This is a genomic window from Rickettsiella endosymbiont of Litargus connexus (assembly GCF_964277335.1).
Taxonomy (GTDB): domain Bacteria; phylum Pseudomonadota; class Gammaproteobacteria; order Diplorickettsiales; family Diplorickettsiaceae; genus Aquirickettsiella; species Aquirickettsiella isopodorum.
In genome coordinates this window covers 729305-750830 of record NZ_OZ195516.1, presented here as the reverse complement: position 1 = coordinate 750830, position 21526 = coordinate 729305, and the positions used below count along the sequence as shown (strand labels likewise).

The following is a 21526-nucleotide window of genomic DNA, read 5'->3' as shown; positions in this document are numbered from 1 at the left end:
TTATCTCACTATTTTTTTGATTAAAATAAATTAAAAGTCATTCATTGACTCTATATACTTTAAATTTTATTAACTTGAGTTGTTTTATGATGTTAAAAAATACGGTAGCAGTTTATGGTGTTATCGCTAAATTTTTTCATTGGTTTATGGCAGCGTTGATTATCGGTATGTTTATGCTGGCTTATACCATGATTAATATTCCTGCATCGCATTTTAGTGATCGTTTATATAGTCTTCATAAAGCGACCGGTTTGTTTTTATTCGGTTTAGTGATCTTAAGACTCCTTTGGCGTTTTATAAATATTGAGCCGAAATTACCGCCATCGGTTCCTCTTTGGCAGCGTCAATTAGCTAAATTGAATATTATCGCGTTGTATCTATTAATGCTGGCGATGCCATTAACAGGATTTTTAATGTCAACCTTCGGTAATCACATAATTAGTTTTTATGGTATTTTTACGGTATCACCCTTAGCTGATAATCCGCTGGTTTCTAATTTTTTTGCTAAAGCACATCAAATCTTGTCTTATTTATTGATTGCAGCATTTACATTACATGTGATCGGTGCATTTTATCATCCTGTATTACAAAGAATGTGGGTGTTTCCTAAAAAAAAGAGTAATGGAGAATAACAAATGAATGGTTTGCGCTTAGAAAAGTCGTGTCATACGAGAAAAAAATTTCTTTTCATACTGATTAGTAGTTTGTTTTCTATATTATTAAGCGCTAGCGCCCAAGCAGCGCTGAATCTTGAATTAACTCAAGGTGTCGCTAATCAACTACCGATTGCAGTTGTTCCTTTTACGAGTACGGTAGCGTTTGCAGCGGAAAACAATATGAGTGAGGTGATTCAGTCTGATTTAAGCCATAGTGGTCAATTTAAAGTCATGATGATGAAAACTCATGCACTCCCACAACCTTATACTAGCGATAAAATTTCTGTGGCTTATTGGCGAGCTCATCATATTGATGATGTTATATTGGGGAAAATAAGTGATCTAGGACAGGGAGAATATCAAGTGCATGTGAATTTAGTGAATGTTGCCCAAGGCCGTAAACAAATTTTAGCACAACGAGAATATACAGTGAAATATCCGCAATTACGTGCTTTAGCTCATCATATCAGTGATCTGATTTATGAAAAATTAACGGGTGTTAAAGGTGTTTTTTCGACACATATCGCTTATGTGTTAGTGACTCGTCAGGATAATCATCGTGTTTATAGTCTGCAAGTGGCTGATATGGATGGCCATAATGCCAAACCTTTATTAACCTCGACACAACCTATCATGTCTCCGGCTTGGTCGCATGATGGTAAACGTATTGCCTATGTTTCTTTCGAAAAAATCATGCCGCGAATTTATATTCAAACGATTGCTAACGGGCAGCGCCAATTAATCAGTGATTATCCGGGTATTAATGGTGCTCCCGCGTGGTCACCCGATGATAAACTCTTAGCTTTAGCCTTATCTAAAAATTCGGCTGCGCCAAAAATTTATTTAATGGATTTAGCCAATAAAGATTTACGTCAAGTGACCTTTGGATTTTCTATTGATACAGAACCGACTTGGTCAAAAGATGGTCGATCATTGCTGTTTACTTCAGATAGAGGAGGTGGACCACAAATTTATCAAATGAAACTAAGCAATAAGCGGTTACAACGTATTACATTTTATGGTAGTTATAATGCACGCGCATCTTTTTCTCCGGATGGAAAAATGATAGTGGTACTCAATCGCGAACAAGGAATGTATAATATAGCGGTGCAAGATTTAGACGACGATACTTTATTGAGCGTTACGCATTCAGGTTTTAATGCTTCACCCAGTTTTGCACCCAATGGACAAATGGTTTTATTTGAATCAAAACCCGGTGAACATGGCTTGTTAGGTATGGCTTCAGTCGATGGAAGAATTAATTGTCGTTTGCCAACACCTGAAGGTGATGTACAAGATCCAGTTTGGTCACCTTTTTTATCGAGTTAACTATTTTTGAGGTAGTTTATGTTAATAAAAAGATTGTTAAGAGTGAGTGTTATGGCTGCTGTGTTTTTCAGTTTAGGCGCTTGTTCCACTGCGGATAATAATGAATTAGGCGAAGCGAGTGCTATTCCGACACATGTCGATAACGCATTGACACACGGAGCCGGTGATATCGGTAGTTTTTACGGCGATGAAAGCACGCATCCACTGCAAGTGGGTGATCAAACCTATTACTTTGGTTTTGATAAAAGTCTCGTCCGTGAAGAAGATAAACCTTCTCTGCAAGTCCAAGCACATTACCTAATTAGCCATCCACAAGCTAAAATATTGATAGCGGGTAATACTGACGAAAGAGGTAGCCGTGAATATAATATCGGTTTGGGTCAACGCCGTGCCTTAAGTGTACAACAATTTTTAATTGCGAATGGCGTCAGTCGAAAGCAGATCCTAACCGTCAGTTATGGCGCAGAAAAGCCAGTGGCGTTTGGTCATAGTGAAGCAGATTATGCGAAAAATCGTCGTGTTGACTTACAGTATCAAACTCCGGTTATCACCGATAAGATGTAATACTAGGAATTAACTATGCGATCGAATTTACCTTTGAATAGAGCGTTTACCTTTGCTAAGAGAGACATCTTATTCGTTCAAAGGATAAATTCGAGGCTAGTTAAGTTGGTTAAGATTAGCTTATGTTGTGCGAGCTTATTAGTAAGTTCACTCGCTTATGCATTAGCACCGGTTGTTGATGCCTATGACGATGATGAGGATGCTCCGGCAACGACAACTTCTTCAAACCCAGCAAGTCCAGCGCATGAGTCAAGCAATTCAACTTCTAGCCCAGCACCATCGAGTGTCACATCCATTCCGAGTAATTCAGCCTCTTTTTCTTTAGAACAGCGGGTTACGATTTTAGAACGTCAAATCGCTAATCTCAATCCTCTGTTGGTACAAGTCGACGATTTACAACAACAATTACAAAATTTACAAGGTAAACTTGAATCACAACAACATGCTGTCAAAGTATTAGAGGAGCAAGTACGTAATCAATATTTAGCAATCGATAAGCGTTTTGGCCAGCGGACTAACAATAACACTGCTAATTCTGCCAAACCAGCCAATGTTCCTATGAACGTTAACAGTGCGATGAGTCCGCGTCCATTGGTAGATCTCAGTAGTAGCACGAAAAAAGAGGATTCAAATAATCGCAAGTCGCTGCTACCAAACTCGGCACCAACGGCGGCGGCAGAGCGTGCTTATCAAGCGGCTTTTCAATTACTAAAAACTAAACAATATAATGAAGCGATAGCCGCTTTTGAAGTTTTCAATAAAAAATTTCCGAATGATCTGAATGTTGCGAATGCAGATTATTTTTTAGGGCAGTTGTATTTATTACAGGGGCAAGCTGATCTAGCAATTAACTTTTTTAAACGTTTTATTACCCGTTATAGCCAAGATGCACGAGTACCCGATGCCATGTTGCAATGTGGTTTAGCGTATTTTGCCAAAGGTGATAAAAAAATGGCGATGGAATTGTTTGAAAAAATAATCCAACAATATCCTGATTCTAAAGCGGCACAAGCGGCTCAAGCCCGTTTACAACAATTTAAAGCCATGATTTCTGCAGCGGCAAATCCCGCTAAAAATAAGGTTTAAACTTCAGCAATGAGCGTGTATATAATAACCGTATGGATTTCGAATGGAACGGTAACACCGAATGAAATTCAGGTGCAAAGAGTTTATTTAAGCAATAATAATTAATCATAGAAAATTATCGTATGAGAATAGCATTGAGCATTTCTTATCAAGGTAGTGCTTACCATGGTTGGCAATCGCAAGCAGGATTGGCCTGTATACAAACTTGCTTAGAGCGGGCGATTAGCCAAGTTGCGGATCATCCGATAATCTTAACTTGTGCAGGTCGCACCGATAAGGGTGTACATGCCTTAGATCAAGTGGTGCATTTTGATACCGGCGTACAGCGGTCCCAACGGGCTTGGTTGTTAGGGTCTAATAGCCATTTACCGGCGGATATTCGCGTCAACTGGGTGCAAGCAGTGGAGAGTACTTTTCATGCTCGATTTTCCGCTGTAGCACGTCGTTATCGCTATATTATTTATAATCGACGTTTAAGTAATGCCTTATGGAACGCTTATACCAGCCATTTTTATTATCCTTTAAATGAAAGCGATATGCAGTCTGCTGCGCAGTATCTCCTGGGTGAGCATGATTTTAGTTCATTTCGTGCGGCAAGTTGCCAAGCGAACAATGCACGACGCGAGGTACAAGATATTCAAGTCAAGCGCGAAGGATGCTATGTGACTATTGATATTCAGGCGAATGCTTTTTTACATCATATGGTGCGCAATATCAGCGCGGTCTTAATGACGATAGGTGCGGGTAAAAAACCCATCGCATGGGCTAAAGAAGTTTTATTGGCGCAAGATCGTAAAGTAGCTGATGTGACCGCTTCACCGAATGGTCTATATTTATACCAAGTAATTTATCCAGAAAACTTTATGTTACCTCAATCAGAAAATAATTTTTTATTTTTTATTTAATAAATAGGTTGAGATAGTAACGAGTTCCTTCACAGATTAGAAAAAGAAGCTTAATAAAAATTAATTTAGAAAAAAATTTAATCTAAAATTTAGGAATATTGAAAAAAAAAACCGATTTAAAAAATTATCCACTTATTGAGTAAGATAGATGGCAATCCAGGAGCGCCAGTGATATATTACGTTTAGCCATTTTGCTTAAAGAACCTAGTTTTTACTTCGATCTGGATATCATGCCAAAAAAGACTCTACCAGATCGTATAAGCTGTAAAAAAGGAGTTTTATTTAATATCTTTATAGAAAATAGAAGAATCCTATTTCACTTTGATATTATAGCCGCAGCCTTATCATTTCAAAGAAAAATCAGCGGTTGATTATCTATTTGCGAGTCATTGTACAGGCCAGTTCTGCGATGGCACTCTTTCATTATTATAGTTTACCTAAAAATATTACTGTTGTAGACGATCTGACATTTCCCTATATATATTTATTCGAAGAGCTCCCTATACAGAAATTGGTGAAATATTTTCGATGGAGTGAAAAATATAAAGGCCTTAAAGAGAAAGTAGCTAATTTTAATAAAAAGTATTTTGAAATCTATGATCAAGTATCTCAAGGAAAAGAAATTGAAGGGAAAGAAATTGAACCGAATAGCCTAATTACTCGATTAAATAAATTTTGTACTGCTTCAGGTTTTTATTTTTTTCATCTGTTTTGAGCAACAATGATGTTTATGCATCAGCTAAACTTGAAAATGATAATTAAAAACAGCAAGCAGTGGCATTAAAGCAAGGTATGAATGATGGTTTTTCTATCCAATTTGGGGAAAATAATTTTTTTATCCTGCCTAAATTAAACTCAGAAGAAGTAAGCATTAAGTTGAAAAATTTTTTTAACTCAGTCTAACTAGCTCGGTGAGCTTGACAGATTTTAAACAAAAGTTTTTTTATATTTTTTATGAATAAGCCGCGATCTATTTATTTTTTATGTCAAGCATAGAATAAAATACTTGGTTTTACCGAAGCTCTATTGCATAATCCCTTTCAATTTTACTATTCCATCATGAAAGTGAGGTTATCTGTGTAATGAATGGGAATGTCCTTGAACTCAAAGGAGTCACTAAACGTTTTGATGGCGAAGACGTATTAGAAGATATTAACTTCGAGGTAAGGCATGGTGAATTTTTGACCTTACTTGGACCTAGTGGTTGTGGCAAGACGACTTTATTGCGTTTAATTTCAGGTTTTGAGCAACCCGATAGTGGAGTCATTCGCATTAACAGTGTTGATGTCAAAGGCTTGTCACCACAAGCACGTCATGTGAATACCGTTTTTCAAAGCTATGCTTTATTCCCGCATCTGAATGTCTTTGACAATATTGCTTTTGGTTTACGTTGTAAAGGGGGCTTGTCGAAAGCAGAGATTACACAGCAGGTTAATGATGCATTAAATATGGTGAAGTTGATGCATTTAAGTGAGCGTAAACCTTATCAATTAAGCGGTGGCCAGCAACAACGGGTGGCGATTGCCAGAGCCGTGGTGAATAAACCCAGCATCCTGTTATTGGATGAACCATTAAGTTCTTTAGATTATCGCTTACGTAAAACCATGCAGCTTGAATTAAAGCAGTTGCAAACCAAATTGGGTATTACGTTTATTTTTGTGACACATGATCAGGAAGAAGCTTTATCGATGTCAGATCGGGTTGTGGTGATGCATGAAGGACGTATTGAGCAAATCGGTACTCCGCGCGAAGTGTACGAAGAACCGCGTAGCTTACGGGTTGCGCGTTTCATAGGCGAAGTAAATATTTTCGAAACACAAATTATTTCTTCTGACGAACATGTGTTTCACGCGATGATTGAGGGTAAAGAGTTTACGTTAAAAAATCGGCGGCATTTTTCTAAGAATCAAAAGGTCTATATTTTAGTCAGGCCCGAAGATCTTGAAGTTTGGTCTCCAGTCGAGGTGACAGATACTTCGCAGATGTTTCCTGGAGTGGTTGAGCAAGTTATTTACAAAGGTTCTACTGTCGATCTGATGGTGCGTTTGGAAAGTCAAAATTTGTTGGCCGCTACGCAATTTTTCAATGAGGATGATGAAAAATTAGATTTCCATAGCGGGGAGTCTGTTTGGGTACATTGGATTCCAGGATGGGAGGTTATTTTGCCCGATGAAAGTTGATCGCCTCTTTAAAGGAAGCACCATCAGTATCGTTTGGCTGTGGCTATCTGTATTTGCTTTATTACCGACGCTATTGGTACTGATAATAAGTTTGCTAGAAAATGATCCGGTCAATCTTATCCGTTGGAAATTTTCACTAGAAAATTACCAAGCCTTATTAAATCCTATTTATTTTAAAATATTTTGGCATTCTTTTTGTATGGCTGGACTGTGTAGTTTAATTTGTTTAGTACTGAGTTATCCTTTTGCTTATTTATTGGCGCGACTCGATTCTAAATATAAGAGTTTATTATTATTTTTAGTGATTATCCCTTTCTGGACCAGTTCATTGATTCGTACTTATGCGATCATCTCTATACTGAAAGCGAAAGGTTTATTAAATACACTGTTATTATCACTCGGTATTATTCACCACCCGTTAACCATTTTGTATACCAGTACCGCAGTCATTATTGGTTTAGTCTATAGTTTACTTCCTTTCATGATTTTACCTTTATACGCCAATATTGAGAAATTAGAGACGCAATTTATTGATGCGGCGCGCGATTTAGGTGCGAATAGCTTAACTATTTTAATACGCGTTATTTTACCGTTAACACTGCCTGGTATTATGGGCGGAATCATTTTGGTCTTCTTGCCAGCGATGAGTATGTTTTATATTCCGGATATTTTGGGCGGTGCTAAATCACTGTTGGTTGGAAATCTCATTCAAAATGAATTTTTAGCGGCACATAACTGGCCTTTGGGTTCAGCGGTGAGTATGGTACTGACTCTAGCAATGGGAATATTGCTGTTACTGTATCGACGTGCCAATAAAATAGGACAATATCACGATGAACCGATTGGCGAGATTTAGCTATTTGGCAGTGATCTACTGCTTTTTTTACTTTCCAATTATTTTATTAATTATTTATTCGTTTAATAATTCAACGTACTCATTGCTTTGGCATGGCTTTACTTTAGATTGGTATAAACAATTAGGTGATGATAGCAATTTGGCCATTGTCGCCTTGCATTCACTCGAAGTGGGTGTATTAGCGGCCAGTTTTGCGACGTTAATAGGGACTATTGCAGCGACTTGTCTGTATCGTTATCGGTTTTTTGGTAAACATTTACTCCATGGTTTATTGTTTGTATTGATAGTCTCGCCTGATATTGTCATGGGAATTTCATTACTTATCTTATTTTTTTTACTGAATATGCGTTTAGGTTTTTGGTCATTATTATTATCACATATTACTTTTTGTATTCCTTTTGTGGCGGTCACGGTTTATAGTCGATTGACTGGTTTGGATAAAAATATTTTTGAAGCAGCGCGTGATTTAGGCGCAAATGACTTTATGAGTTTTCGTCGCATTATTATTCCTATGTTATGGCCCGCTATTTTAGCGGGCTGGCTATTAAGTTTTACTTTGTCACTCGATGATGTAATCATTAGCTTTTTTGTTACCGGCCCTGATTTTCAAATTTTGCCGTTGTATATTTACTCATTGGTTCGCATCGGATTAAAGCCGGAATTGAATGCGCTCTGTTCGGTGATGTTTGCTATTACGCTATTTATCGTCGTTGCCTTCCAATGGGTATTACCTAAAAAGGTTAAAAAATAATCATGCGTTTAGTTTGTTTTTTTATCCTATTATGGGTTATTTTCACTCGATCAGCGTATGCAGAACAAAATATTGTTAATATTTACAATTGGTCGAGCTATATTTCCAACGATGTATTAAAAGAGTTCACACAAGAAACTGGGATTAAAGTTAATTATGCGACTTATGATAGTAATGAGACCTTATATGCGAAACTGAAAGCCAATCCGCATACTGGCTATGATGTGATTGTACCATCGACTTATTTTATCGATCGTATGCGTCAACAAGGCATGTTGCAAGCACTGGATAAATCTCGTTTACCGAATTTCAAAAATCTTAATCCTGCGTTACTTAACAAATCTTATGATCCAGGTAATCATTATAGTATTCCGTATTTTTGGTCCACAACTGGTATTGTTGTTAATAGTAAGAACCATCCCGTGCAGCAATTACAAGCTTGGGTAGATTTTTGGAACCCACGCTATCGTAACCAATTACTCCTATTAGATGATGTCCATGAAGTCTTCTCTATGGCATTGATGGTATTAGGTTATTCACCGAATGACACCAATCCTGAACATATCCGCTTGGCCTATATTAGATTAAAGGAGTTAATGCCAAATGTACGTTTGTTTAATAATGATGGGGTAAAATCACTTTTCATTGATGAAGATTTAAGTGTCGGTATGGCTTGGAATGGTGATATCTATCAAGCCGCACAAGAAAATCCCGCATTACGTTTTATTTACCCTAAAGAAGGTTTTGTGATCTCTATCGATAGCATGGCCATACCGATAGGGGCATCACATGTGAATAATGCCTACACTTTTATCAATTTTATACTCAGACCGGATATTGCCAAAAAAATAAGTTTAGCGACGGGCTTTGCGACACCTAATCTTACTGCCTATAAACTGATGCCAAAAGCCATTTTGAATAATTCCATGATCTATCCCGATAAAAAAACGTTACAACGCAGTTTCGTTCAAGTTGATGTGGGAGCCGCTGAAAGTATTTACCAACATTATTGGGAATTATTGAAAATTGGTGGTTAATTTAGGCACGTGCAGATAGCTATCGCTTTCGCTGAAGGCGCGAATGATCACGTTGAAGTAGAATGGGTATATACTAATCAGAGTTGAGAAAAAAGTTTTAATTGAGTGGGTGAGAGGTTAAATAGGAAAATTATGAGTTGGTTAAAAAAAGTCATTAAAGGAATTCGGACCGTGGTTAGAAATACCACGGGAGTTCCTGAAAATAGTTGGACTAAATGTGAGTCCTGTGGAGCAGTACTCTATCGCGCGGAATTTGAACGTAATCTAATGGTTTGTCCAACTTGTAACCACCATCATCGGATTAAAGCGCGTAAACGTTTAGCACAGCTTTTAGATCCTGAAACCGGCCAAGAAATAGGCAATCAAATAGAAGCGGTGGATAGGCTTAAATTTAAAGATCAATTTAAATATAAAGATCGGCTACATTCAGCCATAAAAAAAACCGGTGAAAAGGAAGCGTTGATTGTTATGCAAGGAAAATTAGAGGGTAGGGCAGTAGTGTGCGCAGCATTTGAGTTCAATTTTATGGGTGGGTCGATGGGCGCTGCGGTAGGAGAGCGTTTTGTACAAGGTGTGTTAAAGGCCATTGAGGAAGATATTCCTTTTATTTGTGTTTCAGCAAGTGGCGGAGCCCGGATGCAAGAAGGTTTATTCTCATTAATGCAAATGGCAAAAACAAGTGCTGTCTTGGGTGAACTTAAACAAAAAGGACTCCCTTTTATTTCTGTATTAACCGATCCGACTATGGGTGGTGTATCAGCAAGTTTTGCTAATCTTGGCGATATTATTATTGCAGAGCCTAAAGCTTTAATTGGTTTTGCTGGTCCACGTGTCATTGAACAAACTGTACGCCAAGTTTTACCCGAAGGATTTCAACGCAGTGAATTTTTATTAGCACATGGTGCTATCGATATGATCGTCGATAGGAGGGAATTAAAGGGAAAAATGGTTTCGCTTTTAAATAAACTGATGGCAGCGAATCAAGGACGTTATTCACTAACAGCCATTGTCAATGACGATATCTAATGAATTAAACTTAAATTCGCGATCATTATCCGATTGGTTAGCTTATATTGAGACCTTGTACCCTAACCGCATTGAATTAGGTCTTAAGCGTATTACACAAGTCGCACAGCGATTGCAAGTAGTCAACTTTAATTGTCCAGTGGTGATGGTTGCTGGAACAAATGGAAAAGGTTCTACTGTTGCCTTGACGGCCGCTATTTTAAGTGCCGCGGGTTATCGGGTGGGCACGTATACTTCACCCCATCTTATTCGTTATCAAGAACGTATTCAAATATCAGGACACTGCATTAGTGAGCAAGATTTGTGTCGTGCCTTTATGCAGATTGAAAAAAATCGCGCAGATATTTCATTGACTTATTTTGAATTTGGGACTTTAGCGGCTTTATGGTATTTCAAACAAGCGGCATTAGATACGATTATTTTAGAAATAGGTTTAGGTGGTCGTTTGGATGCTGTCAATTGTGTGGATGCTGATTTATCCATTATCAGTATGATAGATATCGATCATACTGATTGGTTGGGAGATACGCGTGAAAAAATTGGCTTAGAAAAAGCCGCTATTATGCGTCCCAATCGATCGTGCGTTTGTGGAGATTTTTCACCGCCGGAATCGATACTTCATACTGCAAAAACTTTAGCTTGTCCCTTGTATCGGCAAGGCATAGAGTTTGATTATAAAATGCAGGGGCAATCCTGGTCATGGAATAGTCAACAACTTTCACTGCAAGATTTACCTTTACCCAATATTGATTTACAGAATGCAGCGACCGTGTTACAGGCTGTCGAATTACTCGGTGATCATTTCATCATTACTCCGCTTGCCATACAAGAAGGCTTAAAGCAGGTTTTTGTACCCGGTCGATTTCACCTTATCGAAAAAAATGCACGCCAGATTATTATCGATGTCGCACATAATCCCGCTGGCGGAGAATGTTTATCAAAACGCTTAGCGAATACTCCCTGTTTAGGGAGTACTTATGCGTTAGCAGGCATGTTGGCTGATAAAGATATTCTTAATACTTTACGTCCTTTGAAACATCATGTTGATCATTGGTATCTCTGTGATTTAGCGGAACAACGGAGTGCTAAAGCAGCACAATTAAAACAATCGCTCCTGGACCTTGAAGTGAGTCAAACCATTTTAGAGTTTTCTTCTCCGGATCTCGCTTTTCAACGCGCTTTCAGTCAGTTGAAAAAAAATGACCGGCTGTTGGTTTTTGGTTCTTTTCACACTGCTGCGGCTATATATCGATATTTAGAGGGTTAAATGATTAAACTTCTTTCTGAGAGGTAAAATGATAAACCCAAAGAATCCAAAGAAAAGCGTATTAAATAATTACTTTAAAATCAGTGAACGTGCGAGCAGTTTCCGACAAGAAGTGCTAGCTGGCCTTACCACCTTTTTAGCGATGTTATATTCGGTGATTGTGATCCCTAATATGCTGAAACTAGCGGGATTTCCATCTATACCAACCTTTGTTACCACGTGCTTAGTCGCCAGTTTTGGCTCTCTATTAATGGGATTATGGGCTAATTTACCCATGGCGATAGGCTGTGCCGTTTCACTCACCGCTTTTACCACATTTGGTATTGTATTAACCCAGCATATCAGTATTTCAGTTGCTCTAGGGGCAGTATTTTGGGTCGGTGTATTATTTACGATTATATCGGTTACTGGAATTCGTTCTTGGGTTTTGCGTAATTTACCATTGGGTGTAGCTTGTGGTATCGGTATTGGTATCGGTTTATTTCTATTATTGATTGCTGCATCCAGCGTAGGTTTAGTGATTAAAAATCCTATGCAAGGCTTACCGATGCGCTTAGGTGTTTTTAATTCTTTTCCAGTACTAATGACATTATTAGGTTTAGCGATGATCTTTGGTTTGGAAAGAAGAGGTGTTCCTGGTGGTGTGTTATGGGTCATTGTGTTTATTTCACTCCTCGGTTTACTGTTTGATCCAAAGGTTAAATATCAGGGATTATTCGCCTTCCCACATCTATTCAATCCACAGACTCACTCGCTATTTTTGCATTTGGATATTATCGGAGCGTTGCAGCCGATGGTCTTACCGAGTGTCTTGGCGTTGGTGTTAACGGCGATATTCGATGCCACTGGAACGATTCATGCCGTGGCCACTCAAGCCAATTTATTGAAAAAAAATCAACCGATGAAGAATGAATCGAAAGCCTTAATTGCTGATTCTGTCAGCAGTATTTTTGCGAGTTTAATCGGTGCATCACCTGCTGCAGTGTATATTGAATCAGCCGCGGGTGCTGCGGTAGGAGGGAAAACTGGTTTAACCGCAACGGTAGTAGGATTATTATTTCTCCTAACATTATTTATTTCACCACTTTCTTATTTAGTTCCTGCGTATGCGACTGCACCTGCGTTGATGTATGTTGGCTTGTTGATGTTAAGTAATGTGACCAAATTAAATTTTGCTGACTTTATCGATGCGTTATCAGGGTTATTATGTGCGGTCTTTGTTGTATTAACCTGCAATATTGTTACCGGTATTATGTTAGGATTTAGTTCTTTAGTGATAGGGCGGGTCTGTGCTGGAGAATGGCGACAATTAACTCCAGGAACTGTGGCGATAGCACTCATTCTCGTTTTATTTTATGTCAGTGGCTGGGCTATTTAGGCTTAAGCAATCCAAAAATTTAGCCAATAGTTGATGATTATACCCGCTTGATTAGTATGGGTCATAGGCTTGATTTAGATCAATTTCTAAGCGCTATTGACTTTAACCTTAAGGTTAAGTTTAATATTTTTTACCTTTCTTACCCATAAAGCGCTACATGAATCGTATTATTCAACTGATTTATAGTTTTACTCTCACCCTAGCACTACTATTTGTGAATCAAGCGGAAGCTAAAACCCAGCTTATTAATTTAACTGTGGCGTATAAACAGGTCAATTTTACCGGAACGCCTACTCAGGCTATTGCAGTAAATAATCAAATTCCTGGCCCTATTTTACACTTAAAAGAAGGGCAACCAGTGATCATTAATGTTTATAACCGACTCAATAAAGGTACTAGTGTTCATTGGCATGGTTTGATTGTTCCTTGGCAAATGGATGGTGTAAGTGGTGTGAGTCAAAAACCGATACCGCCCGGAGGTGTTTTTCATTATCGTTTTACACCACATCAATCGGGTACCTATTGGTATCATGCACACGACGGCTTCCAAGAACAGCAAGGTTTGTATGGTGGCATTATTATCGATCCTAACACTCCTTTACCTTATCACTATAATAAAGACTTTGTCGTGGTTTTGTCTGATTGGAGTAACACATCCCCAGGACAAATTTATAACAATCTTAAAAAAATGGATGGCTATTATGATTCTCGATTTCCCTTACAACCTTCTTTATTAAAATTTCTTCATGACTATGGAAATGCGACACCTTTAAACCGTCAGCGATTACTGCATAGCTATAAAATGATGCAAACGAGTCGGATGAATATTTATGATTTTAGCGATGTTGCCTACGATGCTTATTTATTGAATGGACAAGTAGGGCAACGACCTTGGATACGATACGTTAAGGTAGGTGATAAAGTTCGGTTACGTTTTATTGGTGCAGGGACAAGTACTAATTATAATGTCAAACTTGATCACGGTAAAATGGAGCTTGTTCAAGTCGATGGTAATAATATTAAACCTTATTATGTCAACCGTTTTAAGATTGAGCCCGGTGAAACCTATGATGTTTTAGTCTCCATTAAACATCCGGGCGCCACGATTATTTATGCTGAGTCGCTAGATACCTTAGGGCGAGCGATAGGTGTACTGACTACGACACCAGGTACATCGGTCAATATTCAAAATATTAAACCTTTTCCTGAACCTCCTCCTATCATGATGATGAAGCGTAACGGTATGCAATCATCCATGCCAATGCCTGCAATGAATTTAGCTAAAAATAGCTCAGATATGGGTATGAACAATAGACAGACTATGTCTCGCATGAAAAATTTAACCGTGGGTACTAAATATCAAAAAATGATTGCAGCGGTTAAAACCAATAATCCGAACAAACCGATAGAAAAAACCATACACATGGATTTATCGGGTTATATGAACCGTTATATTTGGTTTATTAACGGTGTGACAATGAATAAAGCAAAACCGATTTTACTAAAACCCGGAAAACGCTATCGAATTATATTTACCAATCATTCGATGATGGATCACCCTATGCACATTCATGGTCATTGGTTTATTTTACGTAATGGGCATGGCGCTTACGATCCTTTATTACACACTATCGTTGTTCCACCTATGTCGACTGTAGTGGCGGATCTTGATTCGGATGCGAGCGGGCAGTGGTTTTTCCATTGCCATCAGCTTTATCACATGGCAGCCGGTATGGCGCGTGTCTTTCAATACACCACGTTAATCGACGTGACACCCGCCCATCGGTATCAAAATACAATAAAACTTTTACCTTATACTAACCGGGCGATAGTTCGTGTTCAGCAGTTACCTGTCGATCAGAGCCTAGTGGATTATCCTTCGGATCATGCGCCGCGATTTTTTAGCGTAAATTTATTTGATATTAATCAGAATTTAATTAATAACGATCAAGAAATTACCTATAAAGGTATGTTTGGTGGTGATAATAACAAACTGCAACTCTATTTGGAAAAAGCAGAAATTAAGCAGGGTATTATCGAAAATGCCAATTTGGATATGTTTTATTGGCATGCTATCAGCCAATTCTGGGCGGTTAAAGGGGGTGTGAATTATGTGTATCGCCCAACAATGACACCTTATTTTCAACCCGGTATCGGTATTGAAGGCTTAACCCCGTATTTTATCCAAACCGATATCCGTGCTTATTATCATAACGGAAGTAGCAAGGTGGATATAGATTTAACGCGTGATACACAAATTGCACACAATTTTTTTGTACAAACGGAAGTAGAAGGTCTATTTGCAAGTAAAACTGTCACGCATGATTTAGTGGGTAGTGGACTCAATGAGTTGCAATTAACATTAAGGCCGTATTATCAAATCAATCCCGTGCTTGCTGTGTATGCACAATATCAACATACCGGTAATTACGGTAACACTAAGTCGTTGTTTCAAGAAAATAATCTTTCTACGAATGATAATACCTATAGTTTAGGTGTGTCGTTAGTGTTTTAACGAGGTAATCATCCTGCAATTTTAAAAACAGAGAATGTGAAAATGAACTATTATACGATCGGAAAATTGGCTAAATTAGTCCAGCAAACACCCGTCACTATTCGCTATTATGAAAAAATTGGTTTAATTCCTGCGTCAAAACGTAGTGAAGGAGGTTTTCGTCTCTATCCGAAAACGATTATTCGACGGTTTTACTTTATTCAGAATGCAAAGCTAATTGGTTTTGATTTAAGCGAAATTAAAAACTTACTTAATTTAGAAACGAATCAATCACCCAGTCAGCAGATAAAATCATGCATGCAACAAAAAATTTCTCACATCGAAACTAAAATAAGGAGTTTACAGTGCATAAAACAGGTGCTGATGCGCTGGGAAGAAGCCTGTGATGGCAACATTTCAATCGCTGAATGTCCCATACTCGAAGCATTGTATCATTGCCCTGATGACATTCGCGAGTATTTAAAAACCGATCAATGAATTTTGCTTTATTATAAAATAATGTGGGTAAGGTTTTAAAAACTTCTTCAGAAAAAATGGTTGTTTCAATTCGAAAATTCCTGTGTAATAGGTAGATTCATCAATAAAATGGTTGAGATAACTTGTGGATTTTTCAATTAAACGTACTAGTTTTATTGCTATTATTGTTATTGCCGCCTTGTTGGTTATTTTTTTTCCGTTATGGATGAAAGATTATCATACGGATACCTTGCTCTCGTTTACCATTCCCACCTTGCCGACGCCACCGAGTGCAGCATTATTACCCATCACTTCCGGTAAAGCGAGTATGAAAAATTTACTGAGTTTTCCTTTAACACCAGCAAAAGCGTGGGTAATTGAATTACCCGATATTAAAGATCCTGCACAGGCTAAAAATTTAGTGCTAAGCTTACGTCGTAAAGGTTTTAATGCCTATAGCCGGCAGTACAAAAGTTTATTGGGTGTATTGACGAGGGTTTTTGTGGGTCCAGAAATAAAACCTGAACGAATGAAACAAGTGGCTGAACAACTCCATACCCAGATGCATCTCACTACTCAGGTTGTCCCCTTTGATCCTTTACTTAACCAATAAATGCCAAAAAAAATTAAAAAATTAAGTTTTGTCGAGCGCGCTTCTTTTTGCCTAAATGCAAGTGCGCGACGTTTGTGTCAACTCATAGCAGATAAGCAAACCAATCTTTGTTTATCCGCTGATGTGACTCGTGCGTCTGAATTACTGAATTTGACTGATAAAGTAGGAACGGAAATTTGCCTGTTAAAAACTCATGTCGATATCCTGAGTGATTTTACACCTGATTTAATTCACCAACTCAAGTATTTAGCTCAGAAACATCAGTTTTTAATCTTTGAAGATCGTAAATTTGCGGATATAGGTTATACCGTTAAACAACAATATGCAGGGGGTATTTACCATATTGCGGACTGGGCGGATATCGTTAACGCGCATACCGTTCCGGGTCCAGGCGTTATTCAAGGTTTGCGAGAAATAGGCTTAGCTAAAAAACACGGTTTATTATTGCTGGCCGAAATGAGTTCGGTTGGTTCTTTAGCTAAAGGATCTTATACGGAAGCGAGTCTTGCTATGGCTAAAGAATATCCTGATTTTGTTATGGGCTTTATTGCTCAGCATCAATTAACAGAAAATCCGGGCCTGATACATATGACACCTGGCATCCAATCGGATTCGAGTGGCGTAGATAGGCTCGGTCAGCAGTACATTTCGCCCGAGCGTGCGATTACGCAAAACGGCACCGACATCATTATTGTGGGGCGCGGCATTTATCAAGCAGATAAGCCCACCGTAAAGGCTCAGCATTACCGAGAATTAGCTTGGAAGGCTTATTTATCATGCTGTTAACCACAGAAAAAAAATCTATCATTCCAGTGATTACACTGGATGGTCCGAGTGGTTCAGGTAAGGGTACGATTAGTTACTTATTAGCCCAGGATCTCGCTTGGCATTTTCTCGATAGTGGAGCTATTTATCGCGCTGCGGCCTGGGTCGCGCTATCGACGCAGACGCCTTTTGAAGAGGAGAAGCTCCTTCCTTTAGTAGCCGATTTAGATCTGAATATCAGCGTCCAGACCTCCGATCAGCCGCTTAGAATTTTTTGGCAGCAGCAAGAGATTACCGATAGCTTACGTACCGAAGAAATAGGTCAATTAGCCTCACAATTAGGGGCTTATCCTAAGGTTCGGCAGGCCTTATTAGCCTATCAACGCTCATTTCGCCGTGCTCCCGGTTTGGTAGCAGACGGCCGAGATATGGGTAGCGTTGTTTTCCCTGATGCGGAGCTTAAAATCTTCTTGGAAGCAAGCTTGGAAGAACGAGCTAAACGACGTTATTTACAGTTGAAGGCAAAGGGGAAGCATGTTAGCCTTGACGTTGTGCGAGCAGAGCTTGAGCAGCGTGATCGTCAAGATAGACAACGGCCCGTTGCGCCACTTATAGCGCCTAAAGGGGCGATAACTATCGACACAACCTACTTAAGTATTCGAGAGGTGTTACAACTTATTAAAAGTAAGTTGCCATAGGCTCAAACAAAGAAGTAACAAAGGGGCATTAGACGAGAAATTTCCAGAAAGTTCTCATAATGACTAACTATTAACCGCGCATATTGCGCCTTAACCATGGTTCTCTAAAAAAGAACAAGTGATATAACTATATGAGTGAGAGTTTTGCACAGTTACTGGAGGAAAATTTCTCCGAACGTATTTTTTATACCGGGATGATTATTACCGGAACCGTAGTCCGCATCGAAAAAGACCGTGTCGTTGTCAATGCGAATTTAAAATCAGAAGGCTTGATTCCCATCGAGCAATTTTACAATGAAGCCGGCGAATTAGAAGTCAAAGTCGGTGACCAAATTGACGTCAGCATTGAATCTTTAGAAGATGGTTTTGGTGAAACTCGTTTATCGCGTGAAAAAGCCAAGCGGGCAGAAATGTGGACTGCATTACAGCGTGCACACGATGCGGATACGGTGGTGACGGGGAAAGTAACAGGAAAAGTAAAAGGTGGTTTTACGGTAGAAGTTGGTAATCTGCGCGCTTTCTTACCTGGTTCATTAGTGGATGTACGTCCAGTACGTGATTCTAGCATTATCGAAGGTAAAGACCTGGAATTTAAGGTCATTAAGCTCGATCCTAAGCGTAACAATATTGTTTTATCACGACGTGCGGTACTTGAGTCTGAAGGTCAAGCCGGACGAGAGCAGTTATTAACTGAATTAGAAGAAGGGCAAGTTATTAAAGGTATCGTAAAAAACTTAGCCGATTACGGTGCATTTATCGATTTAGGTGGCATTGATGGTTTATTACACGTCACCGATATTTCGTGGAAACGCGTCAAGCAACCCAGTGAAGTGTTAACCATAGGCGATGAAATTGAAGTCGTGGTGTTAAAGATCGAAAGAGATAGAGGCCGTGTTTCATTAGGACTTAAACAATTAGTCGGCGACCCTTGGGAAGACTTAGTGAAACGTTATCCTGTCGGTACCCGTTTGAAAGGTAAAGTAACTAATGTGACTGATTATGGTTGCTTTGTTGAAATAGAAGAAGGTGTTGAAGGTTTAGTCCACGTTTCAGAAATGGATTGGACGAATAAAAACATTAACCCAAACAAAATCGTTCAAGCAGGTATGGAAATCGAGGTTATTGTATTAGATATTGATTCGGATCGACGCCGTATTTCTTTAGGTATTAAACAGTGTAAGTCTAATCCTTGGGAAGACTTCGCAAATAGGCATGCTAAAGGGGAACGTATTACCGGTAAAATAAAATCTATTACTGATTTTGGTCTCTTTATTGGTTTACCCGGTAATATCGATGGCTTAGTCCATTTATCAGATATTGCATGGAATATCTCCGGCGAAGAAGCCGTACGTAAATACAAAAAAGGGGATGAATTAGAAACGATCATCTTATCGATCGATCCTGAGCGAGAACGTATTTCGCTGGGCATCAAACAATTGGATACTGAATCATCGCACCCTTTTGATAAATACAGTAAAGATCAGATGGTCAAAGGAAAAATAACTGAAATCAACGATGAAGGAATGAAAGTTGATTTAGGTAATAATATAGAAGCTCAGCTTAAAATAACTGAGTACGGTGAAGAAGGTGAAACTTTTGAAGTGGGACAAGAAATAGAAGCAAGAATTTTAAATCTTGATCGAAAAAATCGTCATATTTCACTTTCTTTCCTTCCTTTAGAAGAAAAAGTAGTCACTAAGTAACGGCTGTTTTCTTAATTCTTAAGGAAATCAGCATGGGCTTAAAATTAAAATAAAGGATGATTTTGTTGCTAAGCTAAAGCGCTGGCTACACCAAGCGAGAGCTTTAGTTTTATGAAAAAACTAGGATGTGTTGTCTCCACACTCAATGACAACACATCCTAATTTAGCATAAGTTCCCATTGAGTAGGTAAGTCTATGCGATGTATAACATATTTGTTTCTGATAGTATTATTCATCTTGGGGCTGATTTTTGCTGGTCTCAATGCCGATCTAGTCAGTGTTAATTATTATTTGGGTACTAAGCGATTACCGCTTTCTTTATTAACCATACTCAGCTTTATTTTAGGCGGCTTATTAGGTTTGCTAACCGCATTTATTACTTATATTAAACTTAAGTATATCAATCGACGTTTACGACATCGTTTAAATCTCGTTGAAAAAGAATTAACCAATTTAAGAGCATTGCCATTTAAAGATCAACATTAATGATTTACAATAGCCGCTTAATATTAAGTGGAGTATAATTTATCTTAACGCTTGATAAATCTCCGGTATTTACTTGATAACGAGCCTGATTATGCTGGAGTTATTGTTTCTATTGCTTCCTCTTGCCGCCGCTTCTGGTTGGTATATTGCTTATTGTCAGTTTTCCAATTCAAATACGCGTAAAAAACATGCGTGTAACCGCGAATATTTACGTGGTTTAAATTATTTACTTAATGAACAGTCTGATAAAGCGGTGGATACGTTTATTAAGATACTTGAGGTGGATACAGAAACCGTCGAAACGCATTTAGCTTTGGGTGTGTTGTTTCGTCGTCGCGGAGAAATCGATCGTGCCATTCGACTCCATCAAAATTTGATTGCCAGGCCCAATCTTGCATCTGCACAGAAATTACAAGCTTTGCTTGCTTTAGGAAGAGATTATTACTGTGCTGGCTTATTAGATAGGGCAGAGCGTTTATTTTTTGAAGTCATTCATCATGATGATAGCGAGTATGCGCGTATCGCAGTACGTTATCTATTAGAAATCTATCAACAACAAAAACGTTGGGAAATCGCTATCAAACAAGCGAAAAAAATTTCAAAATGGGATAACAAAATTTTTAAAAATATTGCTCATTATCATTGTGAATTGGCACAGAATTTATTAAATGCGCGTGGAAGCCAAAAAGAAGCCATCAGACTTCTAGAGCTTGCCTTAAAATATGATGCTCAATGTGTTCGAGCAAATCTGATTAAAGGAAAGTTAGCCGTTATTGGTGAAAAATGGGAACAAGCCATTGCAATCTACCAAGCGATAAAAAAACAAGACCCCGATTATATTACTGAAACTTTAGAGCCACTTAACCAATGTTATTTACAACATCAATCAGGATCAATGGGGTTGCTAAGTTATTTACATGAAACACTGAGCGAACATGCGCAGACTCCGATTTCGTTAGCGATCGTTAAGTTGATCCAAGAAAAAGATAACGATAAAGCACTGCAATTTTTGACTCAGCAATTACAATCTAAGCCTTCACTGCCTGGTTTATATCAATTAGTGGATTTACATTTGGCCCAAGAAAATTCTTCTATGACGGATAAAAGTAATTTAATCAGTTTAAAAGATCTGATTAAAAAATTGATGGAAAATAAACCGGTGTATCGCTGTTTAACCTGTGGTTTTAATAGCAAGATTCTCGATTGGTTGTGTCCTGCTTGCCGTAATTGGAGCACGATAAAGCCCTTATAAAAA

General features: G+C 38.4%; 21 protein-coding genes and 1 pseudogene. All 22 read left to right on the top strand.

Translation table 11 applies throughout. The features are described from left to right. The first annotated feature begins 86 nt into the window (after window positions 1-86). The 22 genes and pseudogenes from ACICP9_RS03360 (at window position 87) to lapB (ending at window position 21523) form a co-directional block, all read left to right on the top strand. Window positions 87-632, top strand: a complete 546-nt coding sequence (locus ACICP9_RS03360; RefSeq protein ID WP_395498858.1) for a cytochrome b — start codon at window positions 87-89, stop codon at window positions 630-632. A gap of 3 nt (window positions 633-635) precedes the next feature. Further along, window positions 636-1985: a Tol-Pal system beta propeller repeat protein TolB gene (gene tolB, locus ACICP9_RS03355; protein WP_395498856.1), complete on the top strand. Its 1350-nt coding sequence runs from the start codon at window positions 636-638 to the stop codon at window positions 1983-1985. An 18-nt stretch (window positions 1986-2003) separates the two neighbouring features. Beyond that, a complete protein-coding gene (gene pal, locus ACICP9_RS03350; RefSeq protein ID WP_395498854.1) occupies window positions 2004-2549 on the top strand; it encodes a peptidoglycan-associated lipoprotein Pal in 546 nt (181 codons plus the stop codon). Between the two features lie 105 nt (window positions 2550-2654). Further along, a complete protein-coding gene (gene ybgF, locus ACICP9_RS03345) occupies window positions 2655-3635 on the top strand; it encodes a tol-pal system protein YbgF (protein ID WP_395498852.1) in 981 nt (326 codons plus the stop codon). Between the two features lie 122 nt (window positions 3636-3757). Beyond that, on the top strand, window positions 3758-4540 hold the full coding sequence (gene truA / locus ACICP9_RS03340; RefSeq protein WP_395498850.1) for a tRNA pseudouridine(38-40) synthase TruA: 783 nt from the start codon (window positions 3758-3760) through the stop codon (window positions 4538-4540). A gap of 191 nt (window positions 4541-4731) precedes the next feature. Further along, window positions 4732-4911 (top strand): hypothetical protein, encoded by a 180-nt coding sequence (locus ACICP9_RS03335; protein WP_395498848.1) that lies wholly within the window; start codon window positions 4732-4734, stop codon window positions 4909-4911. Then, window positions 4908-5255: a hypothetical protein gene (locus ACICP9_RS03330; RefSeq protein WP_395498846.1), complete on the top strand. Its 348-nt coding sequence runs from the start codon at window positions 4908-4910 to the stop codon at window positions 5253-5255. The genes ACICP9_RS03335 and ACICP9_RS03330 overlap by 4 nt, the downstream gene beginning before the upstream one ends. Window positions 5256-5622: 367 nt before the next feature. Beyond that, window positions 5623-6720, top strand: a complete 1098-nt coding sequence (potA, locus tag ACICP9_RS03325) for a spermidine/putrescine ABC transporter ATP-binding protein PotA (RefSeq protein WP_395498844.1) — start codon at window positions 5623-5625, stop codon at window positions 6718-6720. Then, window positions 6710-7576, top strand: a complete 867-nt coding sequence (gene potB / locus ACICP9_RS03320) for a spermidine/putrescine ABC transporter permease PotB (RefSeq protein ID WP_395498842.1) — start codon at window positions 6710-6712, stop codon at window positions 7574-7576. Before potA ends, potB begins: the two co-directional genes overlap by 11 nt. After that, window positions 7554-8327 (top strand): spermidine/putrescine ABC transporter permease PotC, encoded by a 774-nt coding sequence (potC, locus tag ACICP9_RS03315; protein WP_071662235.1) that lies wholly within the window; start codon window positions 7554-7556, stop codon window positions 8325-8327. The genes potB and potC overlap by 23 nt, the downstream gene beginning before the upstream one ends. A 2-nt stretch (window positions 8328-8329) precedes the next feature. After that, window positions 8330-9364: a PotD/PotF family extracellular solute-binding protein gene (locus tag ACICP9_RS03310; RefSeq protein WP_395498840.1), complete on the top strand. Its 1035-nt coding sequence runs from the start codon at window positions 8330-8332 to the stop codon at window positions 9362-9364. 132 nt (window positions 9365-9496) lie between these two features. Further along, on the top strand, window positions 9497-10390 hold the full coding sequence (gene accD, locus ACICP9_RS03305; protein WP_395498838.1) for an acetyl-CoA carboxylase, carboxyltransferase subunit beta: 894 nt from the start codon (window positions 9497-9499) through the stop codon (window positions 10388-10390). Beyond that, window positions 10377-11657 carry a bifunctional tetrahydrofolate synthase/dihydrofolate synthase gene (gene folC / locus ACICP9_RS03300; protein WP_395498836.1) on the top strand — a complete coding sequence of 427 codons (1281 nt, stop codon included), beginning with the start codon at window positions 10377-10379 and terminating at the stop codon, window positions 11655-11657. The genes accD and folC overlap by 14 nt, the downstream gene beginning before the upstream one ends. Window positions 11658-11685: 28 nt before the next feature. Further along, window positions 11686-13035 (top strand): NCS2 family permease, encoded by a 1350-nt coding sequence (locus ACICP9_RS03295; protein WP_395498834.1) that lies wholly within the window; start codon window positions 11686-11688, stop codon window positions 13033-13035. Between the two features lie 157 nt (window positions 13036-13192). Further along, the gene (locus ACICP9_RS03290; RefSeq protein WP_395498832.1) at window positions 13193-15550 is read left to right on the top strand and encodes a multicopper oxidase domain-containing protein; all 2358 of its coding nucleotides are present in this window, start codon (window positions 13193-13195) and stop codon (window positions 15548-15550) included. Between the two features lie 42 nt (window positions 15551-15592). Next, window positions 15593-16027 (top strand): heavy metal-responsive transcriptional regulator, encoded by a 435-nt coding sequence (locus tag ACICP9_RS03285; protein WP_395498830.1) that lies wholly within the window; start codon window positions 15593-15595, stop codon window positions 16025-16027. 124 nt (window positions 16028-16151) lie between these two features. After that, window positions 16152-16619: an SPOR domain-containing protein gene (locus ACICP9_RS03280; RefSeq protein ID WP_395498828.1), complete on the top strand. Its 468-nt coding sequence runs from the start codon at window positions 16152-16154 to the stop codon at window positions 16617-16619. Next, on the top strand, window positions 16620-17405 hold the full coding sequence (pyrF, locus tag ACICP9_RS03275; RefSeq protein WP_395498826.1) for an orotidine-5'-phosphate decarboxylase: 786 nt from the start codon (window positions 16620-16622) through the stop codon (window positions 17403-17405). After that, on the top strand, window positions 17396-18082 hold the full coding sequence (cmk, locus tag ACICP9_RS03270; protein ID WP_395498824.1) for a (d)CMP kinase: 687 nt from the start codon (window positions 17396-17398) through the stop codon (window positions 18080-18082). The genes pyrF and cmk overlap by 10 nt, the downstream gene beginning before the upstream one ends. Window positions 18083-18213: 131 nt before the next feature. Then, window positions 18214-19749, top strand: a pseudogene (gene rpsA / locus ACICP9_RS03265) (30S ribosomal protein S1); the annotation flags it as partial. A 231-nt stretch (window positions 19750-19980) separates the two neighbouring features. Beyond that, complete coding sequence (locus tag ACICP9_RS03260) at window positions 19981-20271, top strand: lipopolysaccharide assembly LapA domain-containing protein (RefSeq protein WP_395498822.1); 291 nt, start codon at window positions 19981-19983, stop codon at window positions 20269-20271. A 91-nt stretch (window positions 20272-20362) separates the two neighbouring features. Beyond that, window positions 20363-21523 (top strand): lipopolysaccharide assembly protein LapB, encoded by a 1161-nt coding sequence (lapB, locus tag ACICP9_RS03255; protein WP_395498820.1) that lies wholly within the window; start codon window positions 20363-20365, stop codon window positions 21521-21523. Window positions 21524-21526: the final 3 nt, after the last annotated feature.

Excerpts from the sequence above, each read along its gene's own strand:
- folC (WP_395498836.1), top strand. The coding sequence starts at position 10,377 with ATGACGATATCTAATGAATTAAACTTAAATTCGCGATCATTATCCGAT.
- potA (WP_395498844.1), top strand. The coding sequence starts at position 5,623 with ATGAATGGGAATGTCCTTGAACTCAAAGGAGTCACTAAACGTTTTGAT.
- pyrF (WP_395498826.1), top strand. The coding sequence starts at position 16,620 with ATGCCAAAAAAAATTAAAAAATTAAGTTTTGTCGAGCGCGCTTCTTTT.
- ACICP9_RS03360 (WP_395498858.1), top strand. The coding sequence starts at position 87 with ATGATGTTAAAAAATACGGTAGCAGTTTATGGTGTTATCGCTAAATTT.
- ACICP9_RS03260 (WP_395498822.1), top strand. The coding sequence starts at position 19,981 with ATGCGATGTATAACATATTTGTTTCTGATAGTATTATTCATCTTGGGG.
- truA (WP_395498850.1), top strand. The coding sequence starts at position 3,758 with ATGAGAATAGCATTGAGCATTTCTTATCAAGGTAGTGCTTACCATGGT.
- lapB (WP_395498820.1), top strand. The coding sequence starts at position 20,363 with ATGCTGGAGTTATTGTTTCTATTGCTTCCTCTTGCCGCCGCTTCTGGT.
- cmk (WP_395498824.1), top strand. The coding sequence starts at position 17,396 with ATGCTGTTAACCACAGAAAAAAAATCTATCATTCCAGTGATTACACTG.
- accD (WP_395498838.1), top strand. The coding sequence starts at position 9,497 with ATGAGTTGGTTAAAAAAAGTCATTAAAGGAATTCGGACCGTGGTTAGA.
- potC (WP_071662235.1), top strand. The coding sequence starts at position 7,554 with ATGAACCGATTGGCGAGATTTAGCTATTTGGCAGTGATCTACTGCTTT.
- potB (WP_395498842.1), top strand. The coding sequence starts at position 6,710 with ATGAAAGTTGATCGCCTCTTTAAAGGAAGCACCATCAGTATCGTTTGG.
- ACICP9_RS03290 (WP_395498832.1), top strand. The coding sequence starts at position 13,193 with ATGAATCGTATTATTCAACTGATTTATAGTTTTACTCTCACCCTAGCA.
- ACICP9_RS03285 (WP_395498830.1), top strand. The coding sequence starts at position 15,593 with ATGAACTATTATACGATCGGAAAATTGGCTAAATTAGTCCAGCAAACA.
- pal (WP_395498854.1), top strand. The coding sequence starts at position 2,004 with ATGTTAATAAAAAGATTGTTAAGAGTGAGTGTTATGGCTGCTGTGTTT.
- ACICP9_RS03310 (WP_395498840.1), top strand. The coding sequence starts at position 8,330 with ATGCGTTTAGTTTGTTTTTTTATCCTATTATGGGTTATTTTCACTCGA.
- tolB (WP_395498856.1), top strand. The coding sequence starts at position 636 with ATGAATGGTTTGCGCTTAGAAAAGTCGTGTCATACGAGAAAAAAATTT.
- ACICP9_RS03295 (WP_395498834.1), top strand. The coding sequence starts at position 11,686 with ATGATAAACCCAAAGAATCCAAAGAAAAGCGTATTAAATAATTACTTT.